22 protein-coding genes, 1 tRNA gene and 2 pseudogenes are annotated in these 26639 nt (G+C 37.9%); 17 read left to right on the forward strand and 8 right to left on the reverse strand.

Annotation, left to right across the window (positions count from 1 at the left end; translation table 11 throughout):
- The first annotated feature begins 77 nt into the window (after positions 1–77).
- From pglE to CCAL9328_RS09065, 11 genes are all read left to right on the forward strand, one after another.
- The gene (gene pglE / locus CCAL9328_RS09015) at positions 78–1169 is read left to right on the forward strand and encodes a UDP-N-acetylbacillosamine transaminase (protein WP_170000481.1); all 1092 of its coding nucleotides are present in this window, start codon (positions 78–80) and stop codon (positions 1167–1169) included.
- Positions 1170–2951 (forward strand): UDP-N-acetylglucosamine 4,6-dehydratase (configuration-retaining), encoded by a 1782-nt coding sequence (gene pglF, locus CCAL9328_RS09020; RefSeq protein WP_170000482.1) that lies wholly within the window; start codon positions 1170–1172, stop codon positions 2949–2951.
- A 3-nt stretch (positions 2952–2954) separates the two neighbouring features.
- A complete protein-coding gene (locus CCAL9328_RS09025) occupies positions 2955–3854 on the forward strand; it encodes a PDC sensor domain-containing protein (protein WP_169938406.1) in 900 nt (299 codons plus the stop codon).
- Entirely contained in the window at positions 3851–4462 is a 612-nt protein-coding gene (gene hisH / locus CCAL9328_RS09030) for an imidazole glycerol phosphate synthase subunit HisH (protein ID WP_170000483.1), read from the forward strand. Before CCAL9328_RS09025 ends, hisH begins: the two co-directional genes overlap by 4 nt.
- Positions 4462–5172 (forward strand): 1-(5-phosphoribosyl)-5-[(5-phosphoribosylamino)methylideneamino]imidazole-4-carboxamide isomerase, encoded by a 711-nt coding sequence (hisA, locus tag CCAL9328_RS09035; RefSeq protein ID WP_169938402.1) that lies wholly within the window; start codon positions 4462–4464, stop codon positions 5170–5172. The genes hisH and hisA overlap by 1 nt, the downstream gene beginning before the upstream one ends.
- Positions 5173–5236: 64 nt before the next feature.
- Positions 5237–5602, forward strand: a complete 366-nt coding sequence (locus CCAL9328_RS09040) for a response regulator (protein WP_170000484.1) — start codon at positions 5237–5239, stop codon at positions 5600–5602.
- Complete coding sequence (locus tag CCAL9328_RS09045; RefSeq protein WP_169938398.1) at positions 5602–6426, forward strand: 50S ribosomal protein L11 methyltransferase; 825 nt, start codon at positions 5602–5604, stop codon at positions 6424–6426. Before CCAL9328_RS09040 ends, CCAL9328_RS09045 begins: the two co-directional genes overlap by 1 nt.
- A gap of 15 nt (positions 6427–6441) precedes the next feature.
- Complete coding sequence (gene ftsH, locus CCAL9328_RS09050; RefSeq protein WP_170000485.1) at positions 6442–8385, forward strand: ATP-dependent zinc metalloprotease FtsH; 1944 nt, start codon at positions 6442–6444, stop codon at positions 8383–8385.
- A 21-nt stretch (positions 8386–8406) separates the two neighbouring features.
- A complete protein-coding gene (locus tag CCAL9328_RS09055) occupies positions 8407–9027 on the forward strand; it encodes a phosphatidylserine decarboxylase (RefSeq protein WP_169972418.1) in 621 nt (206 codons plus the stop codon).
- A complete protein-coding gene (gene pssA, locus CCAL9328_RS09060) occupies positions 9020–9742 on the forward strand; it encodes a CDP-diacylglycerol--serine O-phosphatidyltransferase (RefSeq protein WP_169938392.1) in 723 nt (240 codons plus the stop codon). Before CCAL9328_RS09055 ends, pssA begins: the two co-directional genes overlap by 8 nt.
- Positions 9743–9884: 142 nt before the next feature.
- Positions 9885–11399, forward strand: coding sequence for a 2-isopropylmalate synthase (locus CCAL9328_RS09065; protein WP_169938389.1), 1515 nt, complete (start codon positions 9885–9887; stop codon positions 11397–11399).
- A gap of 37 nt (positions 11400–11436) precedes the next feature.
- Here the strand turns inward: CCAL9328_RS09065 and CCAL9328_RS11340 are convergent.
- The 7 genes and pseudogenes from CCAL9328_RS11340 to der form a co-directional block, all read right to left on the reverse strand.
- Positions 11437–11943 (reverse strand): annotated as a pseudogene (locus CCAL9328_RS11340) (methyl-accepting chemotaxis protein); the annotation flags it as partial.
- Positions 11944–12294: 351 nt separating this feature from the next.
- Positions 12295–13320, reverse strand: a pseudogene (locus tag CCAL9328_RS11345) (cache domain-containing protein); the annotation flags it as partial.
- Positions 13321–13471: 151 nt separating this feature from the next.
- Positions 13472–15832, reverse strand: coding sequence for a tetratricopeptide repeat protein (locus CCAL9328_RS09075; protein ID WP_170000487.1), 2361 nt, complete (start codon positions 15830–15832; stop codon positions 13472–13474).
- The gene (serS, locus tag CCAL9328_RS09080; protein WP_169938385.1) at positions 15832–17076 is read right to left on the reverse strand and encodes a serine--tRNA ligase; all 1245 of its coding nucleotides are present in this window, start codon (positions 17074–17076) and stop codon (positions 15832–15834) included. The genes CCAL9328_RS09075 and serS overlap by 1 nt, the downstream gene beginning before the upstream one ends.
- Positions 17077–17268: 192 nt before the next feature.
- On the reverse strand, positions 17269–18231 hold the full coding sequence (gene trpS / locus CCAL9328_RS09085; RefSeq protein ID WP_170000488.1) for a tryptophan--tRNA ligase: 963 nt from the start codon (positions 18229–18231) through the stop codon (positions 17269–17271).
- Positions 18228–18761 (reverse strand): shikimate kinase, encoded by a 534-nt coding sequence (locus CCAL9328_RS09090; RefSeq protein WP_170000489.1) that lies wholly within the window; start codon positions 18759–18761, stop codon positions 18228–18230. Before CCAL9328_RS09090 ends, trpS begins: the two co-directional genes overlap by 4 nt.
- Entirely contained in the window at positions 18745–20127 is a 1383-nt protein-coding gene (gene der, locus CCAL9328_RS09095; protein WP_169972413.1) for a ribosome biogenesis GTPase Der, read from the reverse strand. The genes CCAL9328_RS09090 and der overlap by 17 nt, the downstream gene beginning before the upstream one ends.
- 248 nt (positions 20128–20375) lie before the next feature.
- On the opposite strand from der, the gene CCAL9328_RS09100 reads away from it, so the two are divergent.
- The 6 genes from CCAL9328_RS09100 to CCAL9328_RS09125 all read left to right on the forward strand — a co-directional run bounded on the left by CCAL9328_RS09100 (position 20376) and on the right by CCAL9328_RS09125 (position 23864).
- Positions 20376–21227: a DMT family transporter gene (locus CCAL9328_RS09100; RefSeq protein ID WP_169938454.1), complete on the forward strand. Its 852-nt coding sequence runs from the start codon at positions 20376–20378 to the stop codon at positions 21225–21227.
- A gap of 2 nt (positions 21228–21229) precedes the next feature.
- Entirely contained in the window at positions 21230–22027 is a 798-nt protein-coding gene (kdsA, locus tag CCAL9328_RS09105; protein WP_194239133.1) for a 3-deoxy-8-phosphooctulonate synthase, read from the forward strand.
- A gap of 11 nt (positions 22028–22038) precedes the next feature.
- A complete protein-coding gene (ribH, locus tag CCAL9328_RS09110) occupies positions 22039–22509 on the forward strand; it encodes a 6,7-dimethyl-8-ribityllumazine synthase (RefSeq protein WP_170000490.1) in 471 nt (156 codons plus the stop codon).
- A gap of 1 nt (position 22510) precedes the next feature.
- Positions 22511–22906, forward strand: coding sequence for a transcription antitermination factor NusB (gene nusB, locus CCAL9328_RS09115; RefSeq protein WP_170000491.1), 396 nt, complete (start codon positions 22511–22513; stop codon positions 22904–22906).
- Positions 22903–23583, forward strand: a complete 681-nt coding sequence (gene pyrF / locus CCAL9328_RS09120) for an orotidine-5'-phosphate decarboxylase (protein WP_169938372.1) — start codon at positions 22903–22905, stop codon at positions 23581–23583. The genes nusB and pyrF overlap by 4 nt, the downstream gene beginning before the upstream one ends.
- A gap of 190 nt (positions 23584–23773) precedes the next feature.
- Positions 23774–23864 (forward strand) — tRNA-Ser (locus CCAL9328_RS09125).
- Between the two features lie 161 nt (positions 23865–24025).
- Here the strand turns inward: CCAL9328_RS09125 and CCAL9328_RS09130 are convergent.
- The coding region (locus CCAL9328_RS09130; protein ID WP_170000492.1) for a vWA domain-containing protein at positions 24026–26639 on the reverse strand (2614 nt) is incomplete at its 5' end.

The following is a 26639-nucleotide window of genomic DNA, read 5'->3' on the forward strand; positions in this document are numbered from 1 at the left end:
TATCAAATTTCATCAAAATAACTTAAAATTAAAAAATAAGTGCTAAAATCAAAGCTATTTTATCTATAAGGTCAGAAATGGACAGGGTTTTTTTATCTCCGCCAAATATGAGCGGACGTGAACAAGAGTATATAAACGAAGTTTTTAAAAGTAATTACATCGCTCCGCTTGGAGAATTTGTAAATAAATTTGAAAATAGTATAAAATCCTACACGTCTACAAAAGACGCGTTAGCGCTTAGCTCAGGCACTGCAGCACTTCACCTAGCTCTTAGAACGCTTGGCGTAACGCAAGGTGACATTGTTCTTGCATCAAGCTTTACCTTTATGGCGTCGGTATCTCCGATACTTTACGAAAAGGCCACTCCTGTTTTTATAGACTGTGACGAGAGCTGGAATTTAAGCCCAGAACTTCTTAAAAAAGCCATAGCAAATTTACCTAAAAAGCCAAAAGCGCTTGTGCTAACTCACCTTTACGGTCAAGCTTCAAAGATGAATGAAATTTGTGAAATCTGCCAAAACGAAGGTATCGCGCTCGTAGAAGATGCAGCCGAAGCGCTTGGAGGTTTTTACAACGGTAAAGCACTTGGAACATTTGGTATACTTGGAGCATATAGTTTTAACGGCAACAAGATCATAACGACTTCGGGTGGCGGTATGCTTGTAGGAGATGAAAATTTAGTTGAAAAGGCTAGATTTTACAGCACGCAAGCACGAGAGCCTTTGCTTCACTACGAGCATAAAGACTACGGATATAATTATCGTCTAAGTAATATCCTAGGCGCAGTAGGCGTGGCACAGATGGAAGTTTTAGAAGAGCGCGTAAAAGCCAAACGAGCCGTTTTTGAAATTTACAAAAACGAGCTTGTCAATGAGCTTGAATTTATGCCAGAGCTTGAAAATTCTCGTGGCAACAGATGGCTTACGACAGGCGTGTTTAAAGAAAAAGGCGCACATATACGCGTGATAGAAGCCCTAGCTAAACAAAATATAGAGAGCCGTCCACTTTGGAAGCCTATGCACATGCAACCTGTATTTAAAGGCGCTTTAAGCTTTACAGACGGAACTAGCCAGGAGTTATTTGAGAGGGGAATTTGTCTTCCAAGCGGTTCATGTCTAAAACCACAAATTCAAGAACGCGTCATCAAGATTATAAAGGAAAATTTATAGATGTTTCAAGCAACAAAGCTAAAACGACTTATATTTTTCCTGCTTGCCGACACGATCATCTTTATAGCCTCTATCTACATCGCTTATCTTTTAAGATTTAGCGGAAATATCCCTGAAATTTACTATCAGGGGTTATTTATCACGATGATCTTTTTAGTTGGTCTTAAACTTTCTTTTATGTGGATGTTTAAAATTTATAAGGTTCCTTGGAGATTTTTCGGACTAAATGAAGCGCGTAAAATTTTTCTAGCGCACATATGTGCTACCGTGATTTTTAGTGTTATTTATTTCATCATTCAAGACTATCTCAAGCCTTATCCACAAAGCGTCGTTTCTATCGATCTTTTGATATCATGCCTTATGGTCGGTGCTTTAAGAATTTCAAAACGTATGTTTCTTGACTTTTCAAACAAACCGCACAAAGGAGAACCTTGTATCGTCTTTGGCGCAACAACAAAAGCCATACATGTTCTAAACGGTCTTAAGCAGGGCTATCTTGACTTTTATGCAGTTGGCGTAGTCGATGGAAGAAGCGATCTTATAGGAACTTATTGCGATGGATTTTTAGTGCAGGACAAAGATGAAATCCCGACTATCATCAAAGAATACAACGTAAAAACGGCGATCATCGCTCTAGCACTGAATCAAGATGATTTACAAGTTGTGTTTGACGAGCTTACAAGATACGGTATACGCGATGTCAAACTCTTTTCTTTAGTTGAAAAAGACCCGATAAAAGACATCTCTATTGAGGACTTACTAGCAAGAAAACCAAAAGACCTAAACCCGGAAATAATAGCAAATTTTTTAAAAGATAAAGTCGCTCTTGTAACCGGAGCTGGCGGAAGTATCGGTAGTGAGATATGTAAACAATGCCTAAAATACGGCGTAAAACAGCTTATCATGGTAGAACACAGCGAATTTAATCTATATAAAATCGCCGAAGACACACACGATAGCAGAACCGTAAGCAGACTTGTCAATATCACAAACGAGCAGGATTTTGAAAGTATTTTTGAGGAATTCAAACCTCAAATCGTAATCCATGCAGCAGCCTATAAGCATGTTCCTCTTTGCGAGTTAAACCCGCGTTCAGCCGTAGAAAACAATATCGTTGGCACAAAAAATGTTATAGACTTTTCTAAAAAACACGGCGTTAAAAAGGTTGTTATGATCTCATCTGATAAGGCGGTGCGTCCAACAAATATCATGGGAACAACAAAACGAGTCTGCGAACTTTACGCTTTAAATTCTAACGAACAAGGGGTTTGCGAGATAGTTTGCGTTCGTTTTGGTAACGTGCTTGGCTCATCAGGCTCGGTTATACCTAAATTTAAAGCTCAAATCGCCGCAAACAAACCTCTAAGCGTCACACATCCGGACATAACACGCTATTTTATGCTAACATCAGAAGCTTGCCAGCTTGTACTTCAAGCCGCTTCTATCGCCAAAGGAGGCGAGCTATTTGTGCTTGACATGGGTGAGCCTGTTAAGATAGTCGATCTTGCCAAAAAGATGCTTCTTTTATCAAACAAAGAACATTTAGGGATCGAATTTGTCGGACTTAGGACGGGTGAGAAATTATATGAAGAGTTACTTATCAACAAGGATGACGTGCAGACTAAATTTGAAAGCATTTTTGTTACACACTCAGAGCCTTATGATTTAGAGCTTTTAAATAAACAAATTTCAGAGCTTCTTACGCTTGAAGGAGACAAGGTAGCAGCCGCACTTAAAAATATCGTTCCAGAATTCAACCACGCTTTAAATTTAAAAGGATAAAAATTGGTCATAAAAGACATACAACGTTTTAGCGATATCAGATACAAAGCTCGCGCTTATGTCTGTTATTTGTTTAATAGAAATTTGCCAAATCACCTACCAGGCGTCTCTCTTGAAAGCCTAAAAAACGGACTTGAAGAGATAGCGCATGAGATTTCAAATTTTGATGCTTACTACATACTTGACGAAAACGGCACTCAGATCGAAGATAGCGTCAGTATAAATTCAGACATTACTGCAAGCGGAGCTAGTAAAAGTCGTATCAATAACGCCTACTATTACCGCGCCGTTAGAGAGAAGAGATTTACACTAAGTGACCCATATCCTTCAAATTTAAATGGAGAGCTTTGCGTGACGGCTAGTGCGCCGATTTATAACGATAAAGACGAGTTGAAATTTATTGCCTGCGTTGATATTTCATTAGAAAATCTTCTAAAAATAACCGATACAGGCACTTTGGAAAATTATTTTGGTAGATTTTTAAAGTGTATTTATACGCTTTTTTGTGCAGCGCTTTTTATGATATGCGCGTTTTTATTTGGCTATGCGGTTAAAAGTTTTGTATCAAAAAGCATCGAACACATCGATGTTAGCGAGATATTTGAGTCAACCATCATCCTAACTCTTGCCCTTGCTATATTTGACCTTGTTAAGACGATATTTGAAGAAGAAGTCATTGGTAAAAGCCACTCGGAAGATACGCTTTTGTATAAAACGATGGTTAGATTTATCGGCTCAATTATAATTGCACTCGCGATCGAAGCATTGATGCTTGTGTTTAAATTTGCTATCACATCACCAGAAAGTATCATCAACGCCATATACCTAATAGGCGGTGTTGCGCTATTAATGATCGCTTTAAGCATATATCTACTAAGCGTAAAAAGGCAAAGATCACAATGATTGGTATTATTGACTACAAAGCAGGAAACATACAAAGCGTTATAAATGCATTTGCCAAGGTCGGAGCAAGCTGCAAGCTAGTAAGCCAAGCAAACGAGCTTAAAAACTACGATAAGGTTGTTTTGCCAGGAGTTGGGGCATTTGCCGAGGCTATGGATAGGCTAAAAGATGCAAATATGCATACGGCAATACATGAATTTATACTTACCGGCAAACCTTTTTTAGGAATTTGTCTAGGCATGCAACTTTTATTTGAACAAAGCGACGAATTTGGTGTTACTAACGGACTTGGGCTTATAAAAGGCAAGGTTGTCAAATTTGATAAAGCTAAATTTTCAAGCCCTTTAAAAATACCTCATGTTGGCTGGAATACCATAAATTTCACCAAAAAAACACCGATAAATCAAGGGCTAAAAGAGCTTGAGTATCTTTATTTTATCCATAGTTTTCATGCTATTTGCCAAGATGATGCGGTGCTAGGAGAGAGTGAATACGGATACAAATTTGTCTCTGCCGTAGCCAAAGATAACATATACGGCTTTCAACCACATCCAGAAAAAAGTCACAATGTAGGGCTTAAAATTTTAGAAAATTTCAAGGAGCTTTAATGCAAATTTTTCCTGCGATAGACCTAAAAGAGGGTAAGGCGGTTAGACTTAGCAAAGGACTTATGCAAAGTGCAAAAATTTACTCCGATAACCCGCAAGATCTTGCAAAACAGTTTCAAGACATGGGGGCAAAATGGCTTCATGTGGTTGATCTTGATGGCGCATTTGCCGGCGAAACGATAAATTTTAAAACGATAGAAAGCATAGTACAAGCTACAAATTTAAATGTCCAAGTAGGCGGTGGCATACGCGACGAAGAACGTATAAAAAAATACCTAGATCTTGGAGTAAGTAGAGTTATCTTAGGCTCCATAGCGCTTAAAGATCCTGACTTTGTGCGTAAAATGGCAAAATTTTACCCGGTTGTTGTAGGCATAGATGCCAAGGACGGCTATGTGGCGATTGAAGGATGGGCGGATGTATCAAGCGTAAAAGCAACCGACCTTGCAAAAGAATTCGCAAACGCCGGAGTAAAAGCGATAATTTGCACCGATATCAACAAAGACGGCATGCTTAGTGGCGTAAATGTTGATTTCACACTTAAAATCGCACATGCAAGCGGCATAGAAACGATAGCCAGCGGAGGCGTAAGCTCAATGGATGATATTCTAGAGCTTAAAAAAACTTCGCTTATCGGTGGAGTTATCGTAGGCAAGGCATTTTACGAAGGCAAAATCGACCTAAAAGAGGCATTTTTAAAAGTTTTATAAAATTTAAAGCTTTAATCAATATAAAATTTGTTACAATAAAGCATTTTCTATAAAAGGACATTGTGTGAAAATATTAGTTGTAGACGACAGCTCGACTATGAGAAGAATTATAAAAAACACCCTTCAAAGACTAGGACATAACGATATTTTGGAGGCTGAACACGGCGCTGAAGCATGGAGTATTATGGGACAGTACAGCGACATAAATGTGTTAATTACCGACTGGAACATGCCTGAAATGAACGGTCTTGAGCTTGTAAAAAAAGTTCGTGCAGAGGCAAAATACGTAGATATGCCTATCATAATGGTAACAACCGAAGGTGGTAAAGCAGAGGTTATTACTGCACTAAAAGCTGGTGTAAACAACTACATCGTTAAGCCTTTTACTCCACAAGTTTTAAAAGAAAAACTCGAAGACGTTCTTGAATAATGAAAGATAAATTCTATGAATTAAGCATAAAAAGCTCTAATTTTTATGATGAAATTTTAGAGCTAGTGTTTTCTTTTGGGATTACCTGTGTTGAAGAGCGTGAAAATGAGATTATTATCCGCGACGAAGACGATCTAAGTCAGATACAATGGGGCATAGAACAATATGTCTCAAAACTTTGCGATACACTAAATATCAAAAACGACCTACAAATTTCACTAAATTTAAAAGAAAATAAAGACTGGATAAACGAATACAAAAGTGGGGTAAAACCCGTTTTATTGGGTGAATTTTATATACGTCCGAGTTGGGAAGAAGCAAAAGAAAACGCAAAAAATATCATAATAGACCCTGCCCTAGCCTTTGGTTCAGGACACCATGAAAGCACCAGCTCTTGCATAATGTTTTTACAAAAATACGCAAAAGACGAAATGAAAGCGATGGACGTAGGATGTGGGAGCGGGATTTTAAGTATCGCACTAACTAAAATGGGCTGTGTTGTCGATGCTTGCGACACAGATGAACTTGCAGTGCAAAGCACTCTACAAAATGCCAAACTAAACAACGCCGACATAAATAAAATTTGGACCGGATCTATATCAAATTTAAATACAAAATACAACATCGTTGTGGCAAACATTATTGCAGATGTTATTTTTATGCTAAAAAATGATTTAAAAAATATTTTAGAAAATAATGCATACTTAATACTTTCAGGTATCTTACAAAAATACGAAGATAGGATACTACAGAATTTTGCCGACCTTAAGCTTATTGAGAAAAAACAACTCAATGACTGGGTTAGCTTCATCTTTCAAAAGTAAAATTTAAGGGAAATAATGAGTCAAAACAACCAAAATAAAAATCAAAATAATAACAACGGCGGATTTTTTAATAAAAATCCAATATTTATATTTGCTATTTTTGCCATCGTCATCGTCCTTGCTTTTAGAGGATTAACCGGCGATAGCATGGGAACACTTGGCGAAAGCTCCATGAATGCAACAAAAAATATTTCGTATTCAGAGCTTAAAGAGCTAGTTTCAAGTAAACAAATTTCAAGAGTTGAAATTTCAGAAACCTCGATACGTGCACTTGGATTAAACCAAAACATTTATGTGACTAAACGTATCCATTCAGATCCAACCTTCATACCACTTCTTGATGCGACAGGAGTTGAATATAAGGCATATAGTGAAACAAATTGGTTTGGTGAATTGCTGTTTTCATGGGTTTTACCTATCTTTATATTTTTTAGCATCTGGATGTTTCTTGCAAGCCGTATGCAAAAAAATATGGGTGGTGGAATTTTAGGCATAGGAAGCGCAAAAAAACTTATAAATTCAGAAAAACCTAATGTAAAATTTGACGATGTAGCAGGCGTTGAAGAGGCAAAAGACGAGGTTGTTGAGATTGTTGATTATCTTAAAAATCCTGACAAATACCTACGTCTAGGAGCAAAAATTCCAAAAGGAATTTTACTTGTAGGACCTCCTGGTACAGGCAAGACTTTACTTGCTCGTGCAGTTGCAGGAGAGGCTGACGTGCCATTCTTCTCAATATCAGCGTCAAGCTTTATAGAGATGTTTGTCGGCGTTGGCGCAAGTAGAGTTAGGGACCTTTTTGAAAGCGCTAAAAAAGAAAGTCCTGCGATAGTTTTTATAGATGAGATAGACGCTATTGGTAAAAGTAGAAATTCAGGACCTATGGGCGGAAACGACGAGCGTGAGCAGACTTTAAACCAACTACTTTCAGAAATGGACGGCTTTGATGCAGACAAGCTTCCTGTTATCGTTATAGCCGCAACAAACAGACCTGAAGTACTTGACGCAGCACTTTTGCGCCCAGGTCGTTTCGATAGACAAGTTCTTGTTGATAAGCCGGACTTTAAAGGCAGGATTGACATCTTAAAAGTTCATATGAAAGATGTTAAGATAGCAAAAAATGTCAATCTTGAAGAGATAGGTCGCCTAACCACGGGCTTAGCCGGTGCAGATTTACAAAATATAATTAATGAAGCCGCTCTTTTGGCTGGTAGAAACTCAAAAACCGAAGTCGAGCAATCAGACCTAATAGAAGCTGTTGAGCGCTCCATAGCGGGACTTGAGAAAAAATCACGCAGGGTAAATGCAAAAGAAAAACGTATCGTAACTTATCATGAATGCGGACATGCGCTTATCGCCGAGGTTACAAAAGGCGCAAAAAGAGTTACAAAAGTTTCAGTAGTGCCTCGCGGACTAGCGGCACTTGGCTATACACTAAATAGACCGGAAGAAAATAAATTCCTCATGCAAAAACATGAGCTTATAGCAGAGGTTGATGTGCTTTTAGGTGGAAGGGCGGCCGAAGAGATCTTTATAAAAGAAATTTCAACAGGTGCTAGCAATGATCTCGAGCGTGCGACCGATATATTCAAGTCAATGATAAGCATGTATGGCATGAGCGAAGTAGCAGGTCTTATGGTGCTTGAAAAACAACGCAATAACTTCCTAGGCGGACAAACTATAAAAGATTATAGCGATAAAACCGCACAGCTAGTAGATGATACTGTTAAAAACATGCTAAATGAGCGATACAATGCCGTTTTAGATACGCTTCGCACATATAGCGGTGCGATCGAAAACATGGTAAGTGCACTTTACGAAAGTGAAACCATCGAGGGCGAAAAAGTTAGAGAGATAATTAAAAATTTCGAAGAAGAAAACGGACTTGAGACTAGACTTGTTGAAGATGAAATCAAAGAAGAAATTCATATAAATGACGAGTCGCAAGATAAAAACTAGGATACAAAAGAGGTCTAAGAAATGCAATATATATCAAAATACGGATACAAATACATAATAATCTTTGCGTTTTTAATGTTTGTGTTTTTAGCGATTGATATGTTTGAGTGTTTTTTTGTGACGGTTTTTATAGCTTGTGTAGCATTTTTTAGACAAAGAGAAAGTGTTAAATGCACTGATAAGTCCCAAATTTTAGTGCCGATAGATGGCAAAATTTCACATATAGGTGTAGCTGAATTTGAAGGACAAAGTTGCACTAAGGTGGAGATAGATAAGTCTATCTTTGGTGTGGGCGTCTTATATGCAGTTTGCTTGGCAAAAACAGTTGTATTAAAAAAACGTCATGGTCTTTTTTTATGTACAAAAATGAAACAATCAAATGCATTAAACCAAAGAGCTCTTTATATTTTTGAAGATAAAGGTTTTAAAATTTATATGCGAGTTATCGCCGGAGCTCTTTCAAGATCACTTGAACTTGAAGATAAACCAGAAGTATCTCCTGGCGATATTTTAGGTTTTTTAGGTAGCGGTAGGGTTGTTTTATTTTTACCAAAAGATATAAAAATTTGCGTAAGTATAGGTGAGAGGGTGCGTAGCCAAAGCACACTTGGTTACCTTGAAACAAGGAGCATGAATGCATAGTCAAAAACCTCAATTAATGTATATTTTACCAAATTTATTTACCGCTTCTAGCGCATTTTTAGGTATAGTAAGTGTTATCGCGAGTATAAAAGGTGATTATGAAAAGGCGATTTTATGGATTATTTTATCTTTAATACTTGATGGACTTGATGGCAGAGTGGCTCGCCTTACCAAAACAACTAGTAAATTTGGTGTAGAATTTGATAGTCTTGCCGACTTAGTAGCCTTTGGTGTAGCTCCGGCGATACTTTTTTATCTATCTATCGGTCAGCATTTTGGACGCTTTGGAACTCTTGTAAGTGCCATGTTTGTTGTCTTTGGAGCCATCCGTCTTGCTAGGTTTAATGTAACAACCGGCACATATGAACCAAATGTATTTATAGGTCTTCCAATACCTACTGCAGCTATAGTAAGCGCGCTATATGTTGGCGTATATATCAATTATAACCTTATCGGCTTTGAGTGGATATATCTTATAATGCAGTGTGTTTTAGCTGTATTGATGGTAAGCAACATAAGATATCCTAGTTTCAAAAAGGTAAATTTTAGACAAGCACATGTTATGAGAATTTTAGTCGTTCTTGTCATAGCTTTTTCCATGTTATATCTTTATCCTCTTGAGAGCGCAACCATTGTAATGAGCATTTACATTTTTTATGGTATAATCAGGACAACTTTTATGTTCTTAAAAAATTTAAAAAAGGAGAGTGAATGAGCGTAGGCGTAATAAAGTCATTAAAATTCTTGCCAAAAATCGAAATCAAAAACTCTCTACTGCTGCTACTTAGGTAGCAAAACTTCTTTTTCACTAACTTAACCGTACCAGCAATAAAATAAAATACCAAAAAGGATAAAAAATGAATAATAATAAAATAATAATATTTGATACAACATTGAGAGATGGTGAACAAAGCCCCGGCGCTTCGATGAATACTGCTGAAAAATTGCAAATCGCGCTTCAATTAGAGCGCCTAGGAGTTGATGTTATGGAAGCTGGGTTTGCTGCGGCTAGTCCAGGTGACTTCGATGCGGTAAATCAAATAGCAAAGCAAGCGTCAAACATAAGAGTATGCTCACTTTCACGTGCAGTTGAGCGAGATATAAAAGCAGCCGGAGAAGCCTTAGCACCTGCAAAATACAAAAGAATACATACATTTATAGCAACAAGTCCTATCCACATGGAATACAAGCTAAAAATGCAACCACAAGAAGTCATAAAGCATGCCGTCGAAGCTGTCAAATATGCTAAAACTTTTTGTGACGATGTAGAGTTTAGCTGTGAAGATGCAGGTAGAACAGATATAAATTTCATGAAAGAAATTTGCGATGCAGTCATTGAAGCAGGTGCAGGAACTATAAATTTACCAGATACTGTCGGCTATCGTTTGCCAACCGAGCTATCTAAGATGGTTTCTGAGATGGTAGAATTTATAAATAATCGTGCGATTGTTTCGGTCCATAACCACAACGACTTAGGCCTAGCTACTGCAAACTCTCTTGCTTGTATATTAGCCGGTGCCAGACAAGTTGAATGCACCATAAACGGCATAGGAGAGCGAGCGGGAAATGCGGCATTAGAAGAGATTGTTATGGCAATTAAAACACGTCAAGATATATTTGCCCCGCTTTATACAGACATAATCGCAAAAGAAATTTACCCATCATCTCGCCTAATAGCAAGTATAACAGGCATAGAGCCTCAGCCAAATAAAGCCATAGTCGGCAAAAATGCCTTTGCCCACGAAAGCGGCATACATCAAGACGGAGTGCTAAAACACAAAGAAACTTACGAGATCATATCTGCCCAAAGTATAGGACTTGAGCAAAATTCTCTTGTTCTTGGTAAGCACAGCGGTCGCCACGCGTTTAAGGATAAGCTAGTTTCTCTTGGTTTTGATCTTGATGTGGATGCATTAAATACCGCATTTGATAAATTTAAGCAACTTGCCGACAAGAAAAAGGAAATTTTTGATGATGATATACGCGCTCTTGTGGCTGAAGAGATAACTAAAATTCCACAAGTATATGAGATAGTTGAACTTCTTCAAAGTAGCGGTGGATCACTTGCGAGCGCCTCTATAAGTATAAAGCATGACGATCAAATAACAAGTGACTCCGCTCTTGGTAACGGCACTGCCGATGCGATATTTAAAGTTATTGATAGGATTAGCAACATTAACGGGGTGCTTAAAGACTATAAGGTTACTGCGGTTTCACAAGGCAAAGACGCTTTAGCCAAAGTTGATGTTAAAGTAGAATTTGAAGGACACAATGCTGTTATGGGACACGGACTTGATATAGATACAATGAAAGCAAGTGCAAAAGCTTATATCGGTGCTTTAAACAGCTATCTTAGGATAAAAGATCTTTAAAACACACAAGGCATGGAAAAGCTCCATGCCTTTAAATTCAGGTTCTAAATTTGATAAGAAGTTGATTTAATTTCTCGCCGACACTTTGTAGATGTTCGGCTGCCGCTGCGATCTCTTCTGTATTTCTCATGTTTATCGCGCTTATCTCATTTATCTTTTCGATCCTACTTAAAACCTCATCGATATTATCACCTTTTTGAGCAAATTCTTTTGCATTTTTTTCAGACTGTTGCTCACCTTTTCTCATCTCTTCATTTGCGATCTCAACAGTATTTTGGGTTTTATGTGCTATTTGGATTAAATTTTGTGTCTTTTTGACGTTCTCTTCCATTCTTAAGCTAGCCTGAGCAACAGACTCAACTATAGAACCAACCGTTATATTTATCTCCGATAAACTACTTTGAGTTCTTTCGGCAAGCTTTCTAACTTCGTCTGCAACAACAGCAAATCCTCTTCCCTGCTCACCAGCACGAGCCGCCTCGATAGCAGCGTTTAAGGCAAGTAAATTTGTCTGATCCGCGATATCTGAGATAACATTTAACACGTCTTTTATCTGAGTGGCATTTGAGGTTAGAACTTTCATGTGATTAGATAGTTCAAGCTCATTTTCTGAAGTTTGCTGTATATCTTTAGAGATATCTTGGATGTCATTTCTAGCATCAGCTAATTTTAATGCCGCACCTTTTAAAATTTCAGCCGTTTCAAACACGTCTTGCGAAGATGTTCTTATATCTTCTCTTATCTTACCAGACATCTCAAATGTGTTTTGTATGGTTTGTGTTGTCTCTTCTACGCTTCTACCAACTGTTCTTGCTGTTGATGAAAGCTCACTTGAGATAGAAGCATTTTCATTACCAACGTCTTTTGCCGCCTCAACCGTTAGTCTTACTTTTTCTATGAAGTTGTTAAATTCTTTCGCGGTTTGTCCTAGCTCATCATTGCTTTGAACGGGGATTCTCTTAGTAAGATCGCCATCTCCAACGGCTAATTCCTTAGCGTGATCTTGTAGGTTATTTATAGGCGTAAGAATTATTGATTTTAAGACCATTGTTAGTAAAATAAGCACCAAAACCACAGCAACAACCGTGACCATGATCTGATCTACCATGCTATCTTTAGCCACCATTATGGCAGAGTACATATTTTCTTGAGTATCAGCAGCAAATATATATCCGATACTTGAGCCGTCAAATCCCTCAAGTGGTATGCTTACAACAAAATAGCCTGAAGTTTGGAACCTATCTTTCAAGTCGCTTTTGCTAACATCGCTTAGTTCTTTTATAAAATTTGCATCTGCACCATCCATCTTTTGCGCTACAGTATAATTACCTTGCACGACTTTTGGAGCGTCTTTTAAGCCTCCCGCGGAACCAAGCAAGGCGTTATCCATAACTATGGCAGCGCTTAATCCTAGCTCCTTTTTTAGATCTTTTACGATTGATTCGAAAGATTGCATGATCTCAACCGAGCCTATGTATTCGCCCTCGTAAAATATCGGAGCTATACCTCTAAGCTCAAGCCCGGCTACTCCTGCCTCTATGGCAACCAATGGTTTTTTGGTGTTTTTAACCTGCAAGATACTTTTTCTAAATGAGCTTAGATCATCCCCCGATTTATCGCTCCAGTGTCTTAAAAAACTCTTAACATCTGCAGTATGAACGTGAATTTTCATATTTTGATATATAGAGTTGTCTTTATAGCTTTCAACAAGTTTTTTTAGCTCATTTTTCAGCATAGCCTTGTCATTGCTTAAAAGCGCATCTATCACAAATTTATTTTGAGCTAAATTTATAGCGCCAAGCGATGCGACCTGAATTTTTGAATTTAATTTCTCAGCAGTAAAAAGCCTAAAATTCTTCTCCTTGTCCGATATTACATTACCCTCGATCTCCTTGCTACCGTTTAAGAAAAACATAAACATGATAGCTATCGCGATCACGAATAAAGATACTATAGGAACATATATTTTCTTACGTATAGAAAAGTTTCCCACAAATTCCTCCTTTAAAAAATAAAATTAAAATTTTAAAATTATATCTAATTAACGTTGTATTATCGTAAAGATAAAGTTATTATTTCTCATTATCGATCATAAAATCATAAAATTCATTCTTATGATCAGTATTTCCTATCTTGTCATATTGTATCAGGGCAGCGTTTATATTATCGATTTGATGATACAAGTATCCAAGTGCGACACGATTTTCTATAGCATTAGGATCGGTTAGCTTTGTTAGCTCCAAAAGCGCTATGGCATTTTGTGGTTGGTTTGCTCCGGTTGCCGCAACGGATGCTAAAAATAAAGTGGAAGCATCTTGGATATTATACTCATCGATAATTTTGTTATAAAGTCTAAATGACTCTTCAAAGTCGTTACTAAAAAGCTCAATATACGCCAAAGTCTGCATGATATTTACATTTTCAGGGGCACTTCTTAATTGCTCTTTTATCTTTTCGCGCTCGTGGCTTAAAAGACCGGAAATTTGAAGTAGTTTTATGTATTGCTTTCTGATTATATTTGCGCCGTGATAAAATGCCTCTACGTCAAGTTTTTTCGTTTTGAAATAAATTTGTATCTTTTGTGCATACTCTTTTATGTTTTCTTGCTTGTTATAAGCTATGAAATTTAAGATATTAGTCATTATGTCGTTTGGAAGCAAAGAAACTAGGATGTCAGTTTTTTGCTGCATAACATCATCTCTTCCTACTATTTTTGATATTATCGCATCAAAGGCAACATTAAACATAGTCTGTTCTTTTGGCTCCTCAAGCCATCTCATCATCGCGCTTTGATTTGAGTTTATCAAATTTAAGAGTGAAGTGTATAGGTTGTTTTGTTTTAAATTTTTATCACTCTCTAAATTTTCAGTTATCTCTCCTATAAATTTAGAGTCTAAAGACTGGGTCATATCGTAGCTAAAAGCGGCAAAAATTCCAGCTAGATGGTTATTAGGATCTAAATGATAGCTTGACGCAAAATGCTTTGCTGCAAGTGAAAAATTTCCAAGCTGAGCATAGCTTAAGGCTAGATTATACTGGAGTATAGAGTGCTGAGGATAAAGCTTGGCAAGCTCGATAAAGTCGCGGTTTGCCTCTTTTAGTCTGTAGTTTAAAGCCTTGGCGATAACACCTGAAAGCTCGATATTTACCTTTGAAACGGTCGCGCTCTTACTTAAAAAGTCATTCGCAGTAGAAGTATCGTCTAAAAATACACTAACACCGCCTTTTCTTATATACTCTATGCTTTGCTTTACATCAAAAACCTTATATGGAGCAAAATAAAACAGCGTTTCATAACGTCTTGCCTTGTTAAAAAATATCTCATCGCTAAAGCTCATTTGAGCTAAATTTACATCAAATATTTCGGGATTTAAAGTCGCTTTTATCTTAAAAATTTGACTTGGCTTTAATGGATCTGCGGTATAAACATCACGTATGAATCTCGCCCCATCTTTATAAAATCCGGTCTTTAAATCAATTATCGCCGCTATCATTTTTATAAGATCGGGGTTTGTTGTGTTTCTTGCGGCCTTATTTAGATAGTCTCTTGCCTTATCGTAATTAGCCTCATTTGCATAAAGTTGGGCCAAGGTGATATTGGCATTAAAATCTTTTTGTGACTCAAGCTTGTCAATGGCCACTTGATCATCCTTTAAGATAGACGAAATTTTAGCGCTTAAATAAACATACTTGTCTTTATAATGTTCGCTACTTGGGTGCTTAAGCGATTGCAAAGCCTCGTAATAATTACCTTTATAATAATTTATAAGCGCATGATAGTAACTGTAAAGCGGCGAATTTACTTCGTTTTGCAAAAAGGAATTTGCAAGTCCGATGTAGTAGTTGAAATTTTGCGTGCTGTTGGTTTCAAGCGAACAAACCGCCGCATTTATCGCACTTACGGTTGTGTTTTCTCTATCTTGTATGGCTTTATTAAACGATATGACGGCTTGCTCGCAATTTCCCTGCTTCATCTGCGAAACGCCAAGATTATAGTTGGATAAAGACTGGTTGTAAGTTGCTATATTTTCATAAATTTTTAATGCTTCAAATTTATTGCCTTTTTCATATAGTTGGTTTGCTTTTGCGATCATATCGTCAATTCTTGATGCGGCAAAATCTTGTGTTTTATAGTTTGACTCTATCTTTTGAGCAAGTCCTGTGGCGTCTATCTCATTGCCCTTGTCTTTTTTTAACAAAAAAATCAAAACAATAAGCAAAATAATAATAACCAAGACAACTACGGCAATGATGATATATAGTTTTTTAGGTGATTTCTTAACCTCTATAGGTTCTGGTATCTCATCGCCAATTAGCAAATTTGGATCTTGAATACTCTCAAGAGAGACTATCTGCTCTTCCGACTCAGATTCTGTCGTCTCCTCGCCAGGAGGCTTTAGTATCAAGACCTCTTCATCTTGGTTTTGAGGCACTACATATACCTTTTAAGAACTTCTGGAATTTCAATTCTACCATCTTTGGTTTGATAGTTTTCCATTATAGCTATAAGTGTCCTGCCGACTGCCAGACTTGAGCCGTTTAGCGTGTGCACGAGGGCATTTTTCTTTCCGTCTTTATAGCGAATTTTAGCCCTTCTTGCTTGAAAATCACGAGTGTTTGAAACCGAACTTATCTCACGGTATTTGTTTTGACTAGGTAACCAGACTTCAAGGTCGATAGTCTTTGCCGCACCAAATCCCAGATCTCCGCTGCAAAGTAGCATATGACGATGTGCAAGTCCTAGTGAAGTAAGTAGATCAGAAGCGCACTCAACCATTTCTTGCAAAACTTTTTGACTATCTTCAGGTTTAGTGATACTTACAAGCTCTACTTTTTCAAACTGATGTTGACGTATCATGCCACGAGTATCTCGTCCTGCACTACCAGCCTCTTGCCTAAAACACGCAGAGTAGCAGGTCATCTTTATCGGAAGCTCTTCGCTTTGTAAAATTTCATCATTATAAATGTTTGTAACAGGCACTTCACTTGTTGGTATCAGGTATAAATTTTCATTATTTATCTTATAAAGATCATCGGCAAATTTTGGTAGCTGACCTGTGCCGTATAAGGTGTTTGCATTTACTAAAAACGGAACATTAACAAGCTCAAAACCGCGAGCCGTGTTAAAGTCTATCATATAGTTAACAAGTGCACGACTAAGTCTAGCTGCCTCGCCTCTAAGTATCGTAAAACGTGATCCTGAAATTTTAACTCCACGCTCGAAATCAAGCCATCCAAGCTCTTCGCCAAGCTCGTAGTGAGCCTTTGGTTCAAAGTCAAATTTACGTGGCTCAAGCACTGTTTTTACACAAACGTTGTCGTTTTCATCTTCACCAAACGGCACATCGTCATCTATGATATTTGGCACGCTTGAAGCTATCTCTTCAAGCTTTTCTTCAAGCTCTCTTACTATCTCAGAAGCATCGCCCATCGCTGCTTTGTTGGCGTTTAACTCTTCTCGCAAGGCGTCTGTATTTTCGCCGTTTCTACTTTTTATACCAAGCTCTTTGCTTTTTGCATTTTGTATCGCTTGAAAATTTTCAAGCATAACGCGTTTTGCCTTTAGATCATTATATGTATCAAGTAAATTTTTAAGTAAATTTGTATCGACTTTTTTTGCTATAAGTTTTTTATTAAATTCGTCAAAATTTGTTTCGATCAGTCTTAAATTTATCATTTTGCTCCGCCTTTATCTAAAATAAGGGCTATTTTATCAAATTTAGCTTTAAACAGTTATAATCATCTATCCAAAAATTCTTTAAATACCAAAATTTAATAAGTTGAAAATTTATTTTGCGACCAAAGCGGTCTGAAAGAAAAATGATAAAAATGTGACAAGTAAGAATTTGGGCTAATTTTAGCCCAAATATCAATAAACTCCGGTAGCTTCTCTTACTTTTTCCATGACATTAGATGCCACTTCTTTGGCTTTTTTAGCTCCTGCTTCTAAAATTTCAGCAACCTCATCCATATGACTTTGGTAATAACCAAATTTCTCTCTTGCTTCAGAAAAATACTCCCAAACAAGCTCATTTAGATACATCTTAAAGTGTCCGTGACCTTCACCGCCACGCTCATAACGTTTTTGTAACTCCTCTTGTCCTATTTGATCCAAGAAAAGTTTTGCAATATTATAGACATTACAGTTTTGCCACTCTTTAGGTGCTTCTAGTGGCACAGCTTGGGTTACAATACTTGAAATTTGTTTTTTTAACGTTTTTGCGTCCGCAAAGATATCGATAGTATTTCCGTAGCTTTTGCTCATCTTTGCACCATCGGTTCCTGGCACGGTCGCAACATTTTCATCAACTTTGTGTGTAGGAAGTTTAAAAATTTCACCGTGCTCGTTATTAAATTTTATAGCGATATCACGCGCTATCTCAACATGTTGGATTTGGTCTTTTCCAACAGGAATCACATCTGAACCAAAAAGTAAAATATCAGCCGCCATTAAGACCGGATAGCTAAAAAGTCCATGGTTAGCCGAAATTCCTTTGGCAATTTTATCTTTATAACTATGAGCTCTTTCAAGTAACCCCATAGGTGTGTATTGGCTTAGTATCCAGTAAAGCTCAAGCACGTCTTTTACATCGCTTTGTATCCAAAATGTAGATTTTTGCGGGTCTATGCCAAGGGCTAGAAACGCGGATGCCGCCTCAAGCGTATTTGCACGAAGCCTTTTAGCGTCGCTTACAGATGTCATCGCATGATAATTTGCGATAAACATAAACATATCTTCGCTCTTTTGTGCTTCCACCATTTGTTTTATACTTGCGAAATAATTACCAAGGTGAAGTTTTCCGCTTGGCTGAAGTCCAGTTAAAACTCTCAATTTTTATCCTTTAAGCTCAAAGCTTTCTTTATCTCTTTTACGATCTGCTTTGGTGTTTTGTTTTCTACATTTATTGTTATGTCCGCCTTTTTTTCATACATTTCAACCCTTGAGTTAAAAAGCTCTCTTGCTTTATTTGGGTCTTTTAAAAGCGGTCTTTTAGCAAATTTTTTTTCACTATTTTCACTATTTTGCATACGAGTTATTATCGCGTCAAAGCTTGATTTTAGATAGATTGTCGTGCCTATTTTCTTGATATCTTTTGCGTGTATAAATCCGCCTCCGGTTGAGATAATGGCGTTTCTTACACTAGAAGCTAGAAATTTAGCCAAAGTTTTTTCTAAATTTCTAAAATACGTCTCTCCGTATGTCGAGAAAATATCTTTGATTTTCATATTTGCCGAGCTTTCTATCAAATCATCGCAGTCTAAATTCATGGTCTTTAAACTCTTACTTAAAGCCCTAGCGACAGTTCCTTTGCCAACCCCCATAAATCCTATAAGAACTATATTATTATTCTTTATCTTCATCGCTCTCCCCACGGTTTTTCGGTATCAAAACTACCGGAGTGCCGCTTAGGCTAAAACTCTCTCTAAGTTTATTTGTAAGGTAGCGTTTGTAACTAAAGTGAAGCGCTCTTGGCTTGTTCATAACAAGCGCAATACGAGGAGGCGCGAAACCAAACTGCACTGCGTAGTAAATTTTAACGCTTTTGCCTTTTTCGCGCGGTATAGGATGTAGTTTTGTAGCTTCTCCTACGACCTCATTTAGCTTTGAGGTTTGTATCTTTTGAGTGAAATTTTGATAAACCTCTTGTATAAGTCCGTATAGCTTATGAACGCGTTTGCCTCCAAGCGCCGAAACGCTGATAATAGGCGCATAAGCAAGAAATTTAAAGCGGTCTTTTATCTCCTTGCAAAATTCGTCAAATTCCCACTCGCTCTTATCCCATTTGTTTAGCACGATTATCACGCCAAGGTTAAATTTACTAGCAAGACCGGCTATACGCTCATCAAGCTCGGTTAAAGGCTCGCTAGAGTCAAGCACCAGTAGTGCAATGTCGGTTTGTTCTAAAATTTTCTCGGTTCTGTTTAGCGCATATCTTTCTATTCCTTCTATCTTACCGCGCTTTCTAATACCTGCCGTATCGACAAACTCATAAATTCTACCCTCGTGTTCGTAAATTTCATTAACAGGGTCTATCGTGGTTCCTGCTACATCGCTAACTACGGCACGAGAATCTTTTACAAGTGCATTTAAGAGACTTGACTTACCAACATTTACGCGCCCTATGATACCTACTTTAATATTTTTTTCGGCGAAATTTTCATCTGCCCTAAACTCGCCCTCATCATCAAATTCTTCCAAAAAGTCATCAAAATCATCACTCACATCAGCCTTTAACACATCGTCTTTTAGGTGTTTTGCTATCCACTCCGTAAGTTCATCAAGTCCTGTGTTATGGCTTACTGAAATTTGAAAAAGATCTTTTACGCCAAAATTTATAAATTCCCACGCCCTAGTTTCGTCCTTTTTGCTGTCTACTTTGTTTATCACAAGAGCGATCGGGATATTAAGCTTACTAAGCTCATAAAACATCATGCGGTCTTCGTCATCCGGCATAAATTTACCATCCACCATATAGATGATGGCGTCTGAATTTTTAGCCTCGTTTAGGGTTTTGATCTTGACGTTACGAAACAGTTCCGAACTATCGTCAAGTCCGCCGCTATCGATAAGCAAACACTCTTTACCCTCGATATCGACAACGGCTTTGTTTGTATCACGTGTCGTGCCGCTGACATCGCTAGTGATAGCTATCCTCTGCCTTGCCAAACGATTAAAAAGCGAACTTTTTCCAACATTTGGTTTTCCAACTAATATAACTTTTTGCACGTTTTTCCTTTGTAATTAGTCGTTATTATACTAAAAATTTCTTTATCTACTTGATATGATACATCGTGAGAAATTCGTCTCCGATATGTTTTTCATTGTAAATTTCATCATAAATATTTTTGGGGATTATACAGAATTTAAGCTTTTTATTCATTAATTTAAGCCGTTTTGCACTACAATACGCCTTAAATTTAAAAGAAAGTTTTGTTTTGCATAGATTTATTTTGCACCATTTGGGTGCTTACTATATGATAATAGCTTGTATGTATTTTGCAGCGGTCGGTGCTTTTGCAAAAGTATTAAGCGCTGAGATGTCAAGCGTAGAAGTTGTCTTTTTTAGAAACCTCGTAGGTCTTATCCTTGTGCTTTATGCGATATACAAAAAACCACCGACAAATCAAAAAGGCGGACAGTTTTTCGTGCTTATGTTTCGTGGCTTTATCGGCACGGTCGCACTTTTTGCCTTATTTTACAATATCGCTCATATAAATTTAGGTGCTGCGTATACATTTCAAAAAACAAGCCCTATTTTTACAGCAGTTTTAGCAGCGATATTTTTAAAAGAGGCGCTTAGCTACAAGGGCTGGGGAGCGATATTTTTAGGTTTTATAGGAATTTTGTTTATAGTTCAACCAAATTTAGGCATAAGTAAATCCGACTGGCTTGGACTTTGGAGCGGTGTTGGAGCCGCACTTGCTATGCTTAGCGTGCGTTCTTTGCGCAAAAGCTATGATACAAGCGTTATAGTACTTAGCTTTATGGGTTGGGGAACACTACTTCCGATGATATTAATGGGAACAGCCGAAGTTGTGCAGTTTGAGCCACTTGACTTTTTGCTATCTCCGTTTGTTATGCCAAGCCTAAAAGGAGTTATTTTTATAGTATTTATGGGACTTGCGGGCTATTTTTTCCAACTTTATATGACAAAGGCTTATGCAGCCACTAAAAAGGCGGGAATAGTTGCCGCAGTTAGCTATATGGATGTTGTCTTTTCACTCATGGTGGGCTATCTTATGGGAGACGGTTTGCCAAATAGCATGGCATTTTTTGGTATAATGCTAGTCATTTTAAGCGGCATACTAGTTGCAAGGGAGAAATAATAATGATACTAATAGCAGGACCATGTGCGATCGAGAGCGAAGAGCTTGTAATGTCGGTTGCACAGCGTCTACAGAAATTTAACGAAGATAGTAGGATTGATTTTTATTTTAAATCAAGTTTTGATAAGGCAAATCGCACAAGCTTAAGCTCGTTTCGCGGACCGGGACTTGAAAAAGGTTGTGAAATTTTAGCAAAGGTAAAAGAAAAATTTGGCTATAAAATCGTGACTGACATACACGAAAGCTATCAAGCCGAGCCTGTCGCAAAAGTTGCCGATGTGTTGCAGATCCCGGCATTTTTATGTCGTCAAACAGACTTGTTAGTAGCCGCAGCAAAAACAAATGCGGTAGTAAACATCAAAAAAGGGCAGTTCCTGGCAGCTTCAGCGATGAAACACTCGGTTAAAAAAGTGCTTGAAACTCGCGGAGTAAGCGGCGAAGGATATGAGGTAGCTAAGCAAAACGGGGTTTGGCTTTGCGAGCGCGGAAGCACATTTGGGTATGGAAATTTGATAGTGGATATGAGAAATTTAGTGTTAATGCGCGAATTTGCGCCGGTAGTATTTGACGCAACACATAGCGTGCAAATGCCTAGCGCACTTGGCGAAAAAAGCGGCGGAGACGCTAGATTTGTGCCGTATCTTGCTAGGGCAGCCGCAAGTGTAGGCGTGGATGGATTTTTCTATGAAACACATATAAACCCATGTGAGGCACTTTGTGACGGACCAAATATGCTAAATTTAGATGAACTTGAAAAAGTTGTCGAACAAACCTTAAAAATACAAGAAATTTTAAAATAAAGGGAATAAAAATGAAAATAATCGAAGGAAAATTAGCCCTAAACGGCAAAGAAAAAATAGCGATCATCAACGCTAGATTTAACCATATCATTACAGATCGCCTAGTTGAAGGTGCAAAAGATGCATTTTTGCGCCACGGTGGAAATGAAGAAAATTTAAGCCTGATCCTAGTGCCTGGTGCATTTGAAATTCCTATGGCACTTGAAAAAGTACTTGCAAGCGGTAAATTTGACGCGGTTTGTTGCGTAGGCGCGGTAATACGTGGTTCAACACCACACTTTGACTATGTTTCAGCCGAAACTACAAAAGGTATCGCAAATGTAACACTAAAATACGGCAAACCAGTAACATTTGGAGTACTAACTGTTGATAGCATAGGACAAGCGATAGAAAGAGCAGGCAGCAAAGCCGGAAACAAGGGCTTTGAAGCAATGACCGGCGTTATTGAAATGCTTAGTCTTTATGAAAATTTAGGAGCCTAAAATGGCGACTAGACACCAAGCTAGACAGGCGGTAGTTTCACTGCTTTATGCTTACGAGATGGGAAACACTGACGATGCGTTTATAGATGAGTTTTTAGAAGAAAAAAAGATCAGAAACGAGCGCAAAGAGAGTGTTATAAAAAGTTTTCGTGAAATTTTAGCAACCAAAGATAAACTTGATGAACAAATTTTACAATACCTAAAAGACGGAGATCTTGATAAGGTGGGTATCGTTGAGCGAAATATACTAAGGCTTGGATTTTACGAGATAAACGAAGCACAAACCGATATCGCAGTAGTAATAAACGAAGCAGTTGAGCTTGCAAAAGAGCTTACAAGCGATACTTCACCACGTTTTATAAACGGTGTTTTGGGCGCATTAAAGGAAAAAAAGTGAAACTATGCGTTGCGCTTGACATGCAAAGTCGCGAGCAAAATTTAAACTTAGCAAAAGATTTAGCAGGGCTTGACATCTGGCTAAAAGTCGGACTAAGAAGCTACCTTAGAGACGGTGAAAAATTTATAAATGAACTAAAAGAGCTTAGCGGAGCTAAAATCTTTCTTGACTTAAAACTTCACGATATACCAAACACTATGGCTGACGCAGCCGAAGTTATCGCAAATTTAAATGTCGATATGATAAACGTCCATGCAAGCGCTGGAAAACGGGCCATGTGCGAGGTTATAACTCGTCTAAATGCACTTCCTGTGCGCCCTCTAGTCCTTGCCGTATCGGCACTTACTAGCTTTAATGAGGAAGAATTTAAGGCTGTTTATAGCAAAAACATAAATGAAAGCGTGAAAAATTTTAGCATAAGTGCTTATGAAGCGGGTCTTGACGGTATGGTTTGTTCTGTTTTTGAAAGCAAGATGATAAAAGAAGCCACAAGTGATAAATTTCTAACGCTAACGCCAGGAATTCGCCCTTTCAAAGAAGACGCAAACGATCAAAAACGCGTCGCCGATATCCATATGGCGAAGCTTGAAAAAAGTGACTTTATCGTGGTTGGACGACCTATTTACAATGCGCAAAATCCGCGTGAAATTTGCGAAAAGATCTTAGAGCAAATTTAAAGCCAGTATCAATAAAAAGATATAAATATCAATAATTTACCGGGATTTGCACGGCATATTATGCTTTATCTGCATTTCAAATCCCGGTAAATTAAACCAAAAATAGCGTTAAGCAGTAAAATTAATGCCGAATAATTTAAGCGATATATCAGGAGCGTTTGGCTAAAATACCATTTCTTTTTTACCTAATGGACAGATGGGTGAGCGGCTGAAACCACACCCCTGCTAAGGGTGCAGCTCTTAATCGGGGCTCGAGGGTTCAAATCCCTCTCTGTCCGCCACTACTTATTTATGTCTCTGTAAGCTACGCCTTAGACACTTCAACCTTAATGCATAATAAAATAACATACTTACATAAATAAAAGTAATTTAAATTTATTGTTTGATTAAAAATTTTAGATATTTAAAATCAGACGAGAAGATCTCTCGCCTGATTGATAAATTAGAAGTCTGTTTTGATGTCAGTGTCTATCTGAATGTAGATAGTCTCGCCTGCATGATCACCCGAAGTAACCTTACTTTCATAAAGCTCATATCCCTCTTCGGCTTTATAGTCGGTTGATTTTTCCCATTTGCCAGTTACCGTATCATTACTATCGCCGTCTATTTTTAATATAGTATCGATACTATCGGTCATATCTAGCACATCATCGGCGGATAGGTTAAGCAAGCCTACACTATTATCCCCTTTTTCAAGATCTAGTCTGTTGATATGCTCCATCCTTGCATCTAGGCTGCTAGCATCAGACATCTCGGTTCTTCCAAACCAGTAATTATTAACAGTATAGTTTTGAGTTAAATTATCGAAATTTATAGTTTCGCCAACTTTAACAGTATCATATGTATCTTCACTACCTATATGTTTATCATAATCATAATGCGCAAAGCCATATCTGCTAGAACCAGCTTGTCCATCCTTGCTTATACTATAGCCTTTAAACGTGTCTATGGTATTATCAAAAGTTTCTGTTATACCTATAGTGCTTGGTCCTGTCGGCACACTTGGAGTTACTGGGGTTTCCGGTATAGCAGGATTTACAAACGTAGAAGAAGATGTTTGAGTTACACTATCACCATCCGCATCAGTTATAGTAAATTTAATATCAATAGTCTCGCCTTCTTTACTATTAGCCACATTCTCATCAGCAGTGTAGTCATAAGTGCCCTTTGCAAGATCCACAACTAGCTTACTACCTGTATCTCTTACTACCTCAACTTTGGCTATCACATCTCCGTCACTGTTTATCTCGCACGCTTCGCCGTTTATAGTCTTGGCAGCGATATCATATATGTAAGTTTTACCATCTATTTCGACACTAATAGTACCATTTTCATCAGCACCGAGGTCAAAACCGACTTCTCCATTGGCTTTTGTAACAAAGTTAACGTTTTCAGCTGTTTTAGCCTCAAATTTTAACTTGCTAAATTCCTGTGCATCTGTATTTTCACCGGTTATGCCGTTATAAGAGATAGAATTTAAGCTTGAGAGATTTACGTCTTCGCCTAGTTTATAAGACTCGGCTATTATGCCGTTTTTCGTTAAAAACTCCCTCCAAATGCTCTCTTCCACCTTGCTAATACCGTGGTCGGTAGTAACCTCGGAAGTTATCTCGATGTTGCCATTTCTATAAAATCTTGTTCCGGTGCTATTTGTAGTGATATATCCTGAGCTACCGCTGTTGGTAAATCTATTACCTGTTCCAAAATTCCAAATTTTACCATCGTATAAAATAGACGCAGTGTTGCTTAAAGATGTGCTACTTGCGTCAGATACGGTAGCATCGCCATCAGATACAAAGTGGATCCTATTTTCTACGCCTTTTTCCGTAAATTTACCATTTTTATCAAACGTCTCCATGGTTTTAGCAAGTGCGGCATCATAATTTGTGCCAGATAGCAAAGAGCTTTCTAAAGAGTAAGTAAATGCCTCTTTTCCGTTTACAGTTCTATGTGCATAGTATCTTGCTATCATGGCTTTCGCGTCGTTTATGCTCATCCAAGTATCGCCATGAGAATTTGTTAGCGTGGCTGCCTTACCTGAAAATGCCACAAGGCTTACTTTAACGTTCTCTTCACCTTTTGTGCCGTAGTCATTAAGTAACGCCATAAGACCCTTATATGCCGCATCAACTCTCATGGTCTTATCTGTAGCACTAACTTGATCAAACATACTTATAGAAAAGTCAAGCACCAATGTAACGTTTGATTTTGGATTTGCGATGGTTATGTCCATGGTGTTATTTGTTGGATTGTATGACGTTGGCGTACTATCGTTAATCGTTACGTTTATGTCTATACTTGCGTTACTACCAACCATATTTACAGCCTCTACCGTCACACCTTTTGTTGTTGTTGAGTCTAATAAGTTACCCTCACCATCTTTGTGAAATACCGGTTTTAGTAAGCTTGTTGAAATTTGACCGTTATTGTCGACACTTAGCTCTATTACGGTTGCACCGCCTTGGCTTGCTTCTTTACCTACCAACTTGCCATCTTCATTAAACCACAATACCTTGGTGTCGGCATTTGTTAGTAATCCGCTATCTGTGCCGTCTTGTGTAGTAAATGTAAATGACGTTACGGCCGATGAGCTTTCTGTCTTTATGGCATCAGCACTACTTGCTCCGCCCTTTATATCATATTCAGAAACTGTTAAGGTGATATCACTATCTATAAATTTAATACTGTTGTCTACGGTTATACTAGAAGAAACTTCGCTAGATTGATTTCCTGCGATATCTTTTATAAAGGCACTTATGCTGGTATTTTTGCTCTCCATTACTTCAACAGGTATTTTTATAGAACCGTCTTTAACCTCTATGGTGCGCCCGTCGTCAAGCTGGGCAGTAGAGCCGTTTTGAGATAGTATGCTTACAGTTTTTGTTTCGCCGCTTGGATTTGTGATAGTAACAACAACCGTATTTGTCGCACTCACATCACTTGGTAACGTAATGGTTGCGGTCGTTTCGTTTGCCTTGCCATCTTTGGCGTTTTCTTCGTTGTTTAAAACACCGTCTTTCTTGGTATCTTCATCCCATGAAATGATCGGATCATTT

The sequence above is a fragment of the Campylobacter sp. RM9328 genome, assembly GCF_012978615.1.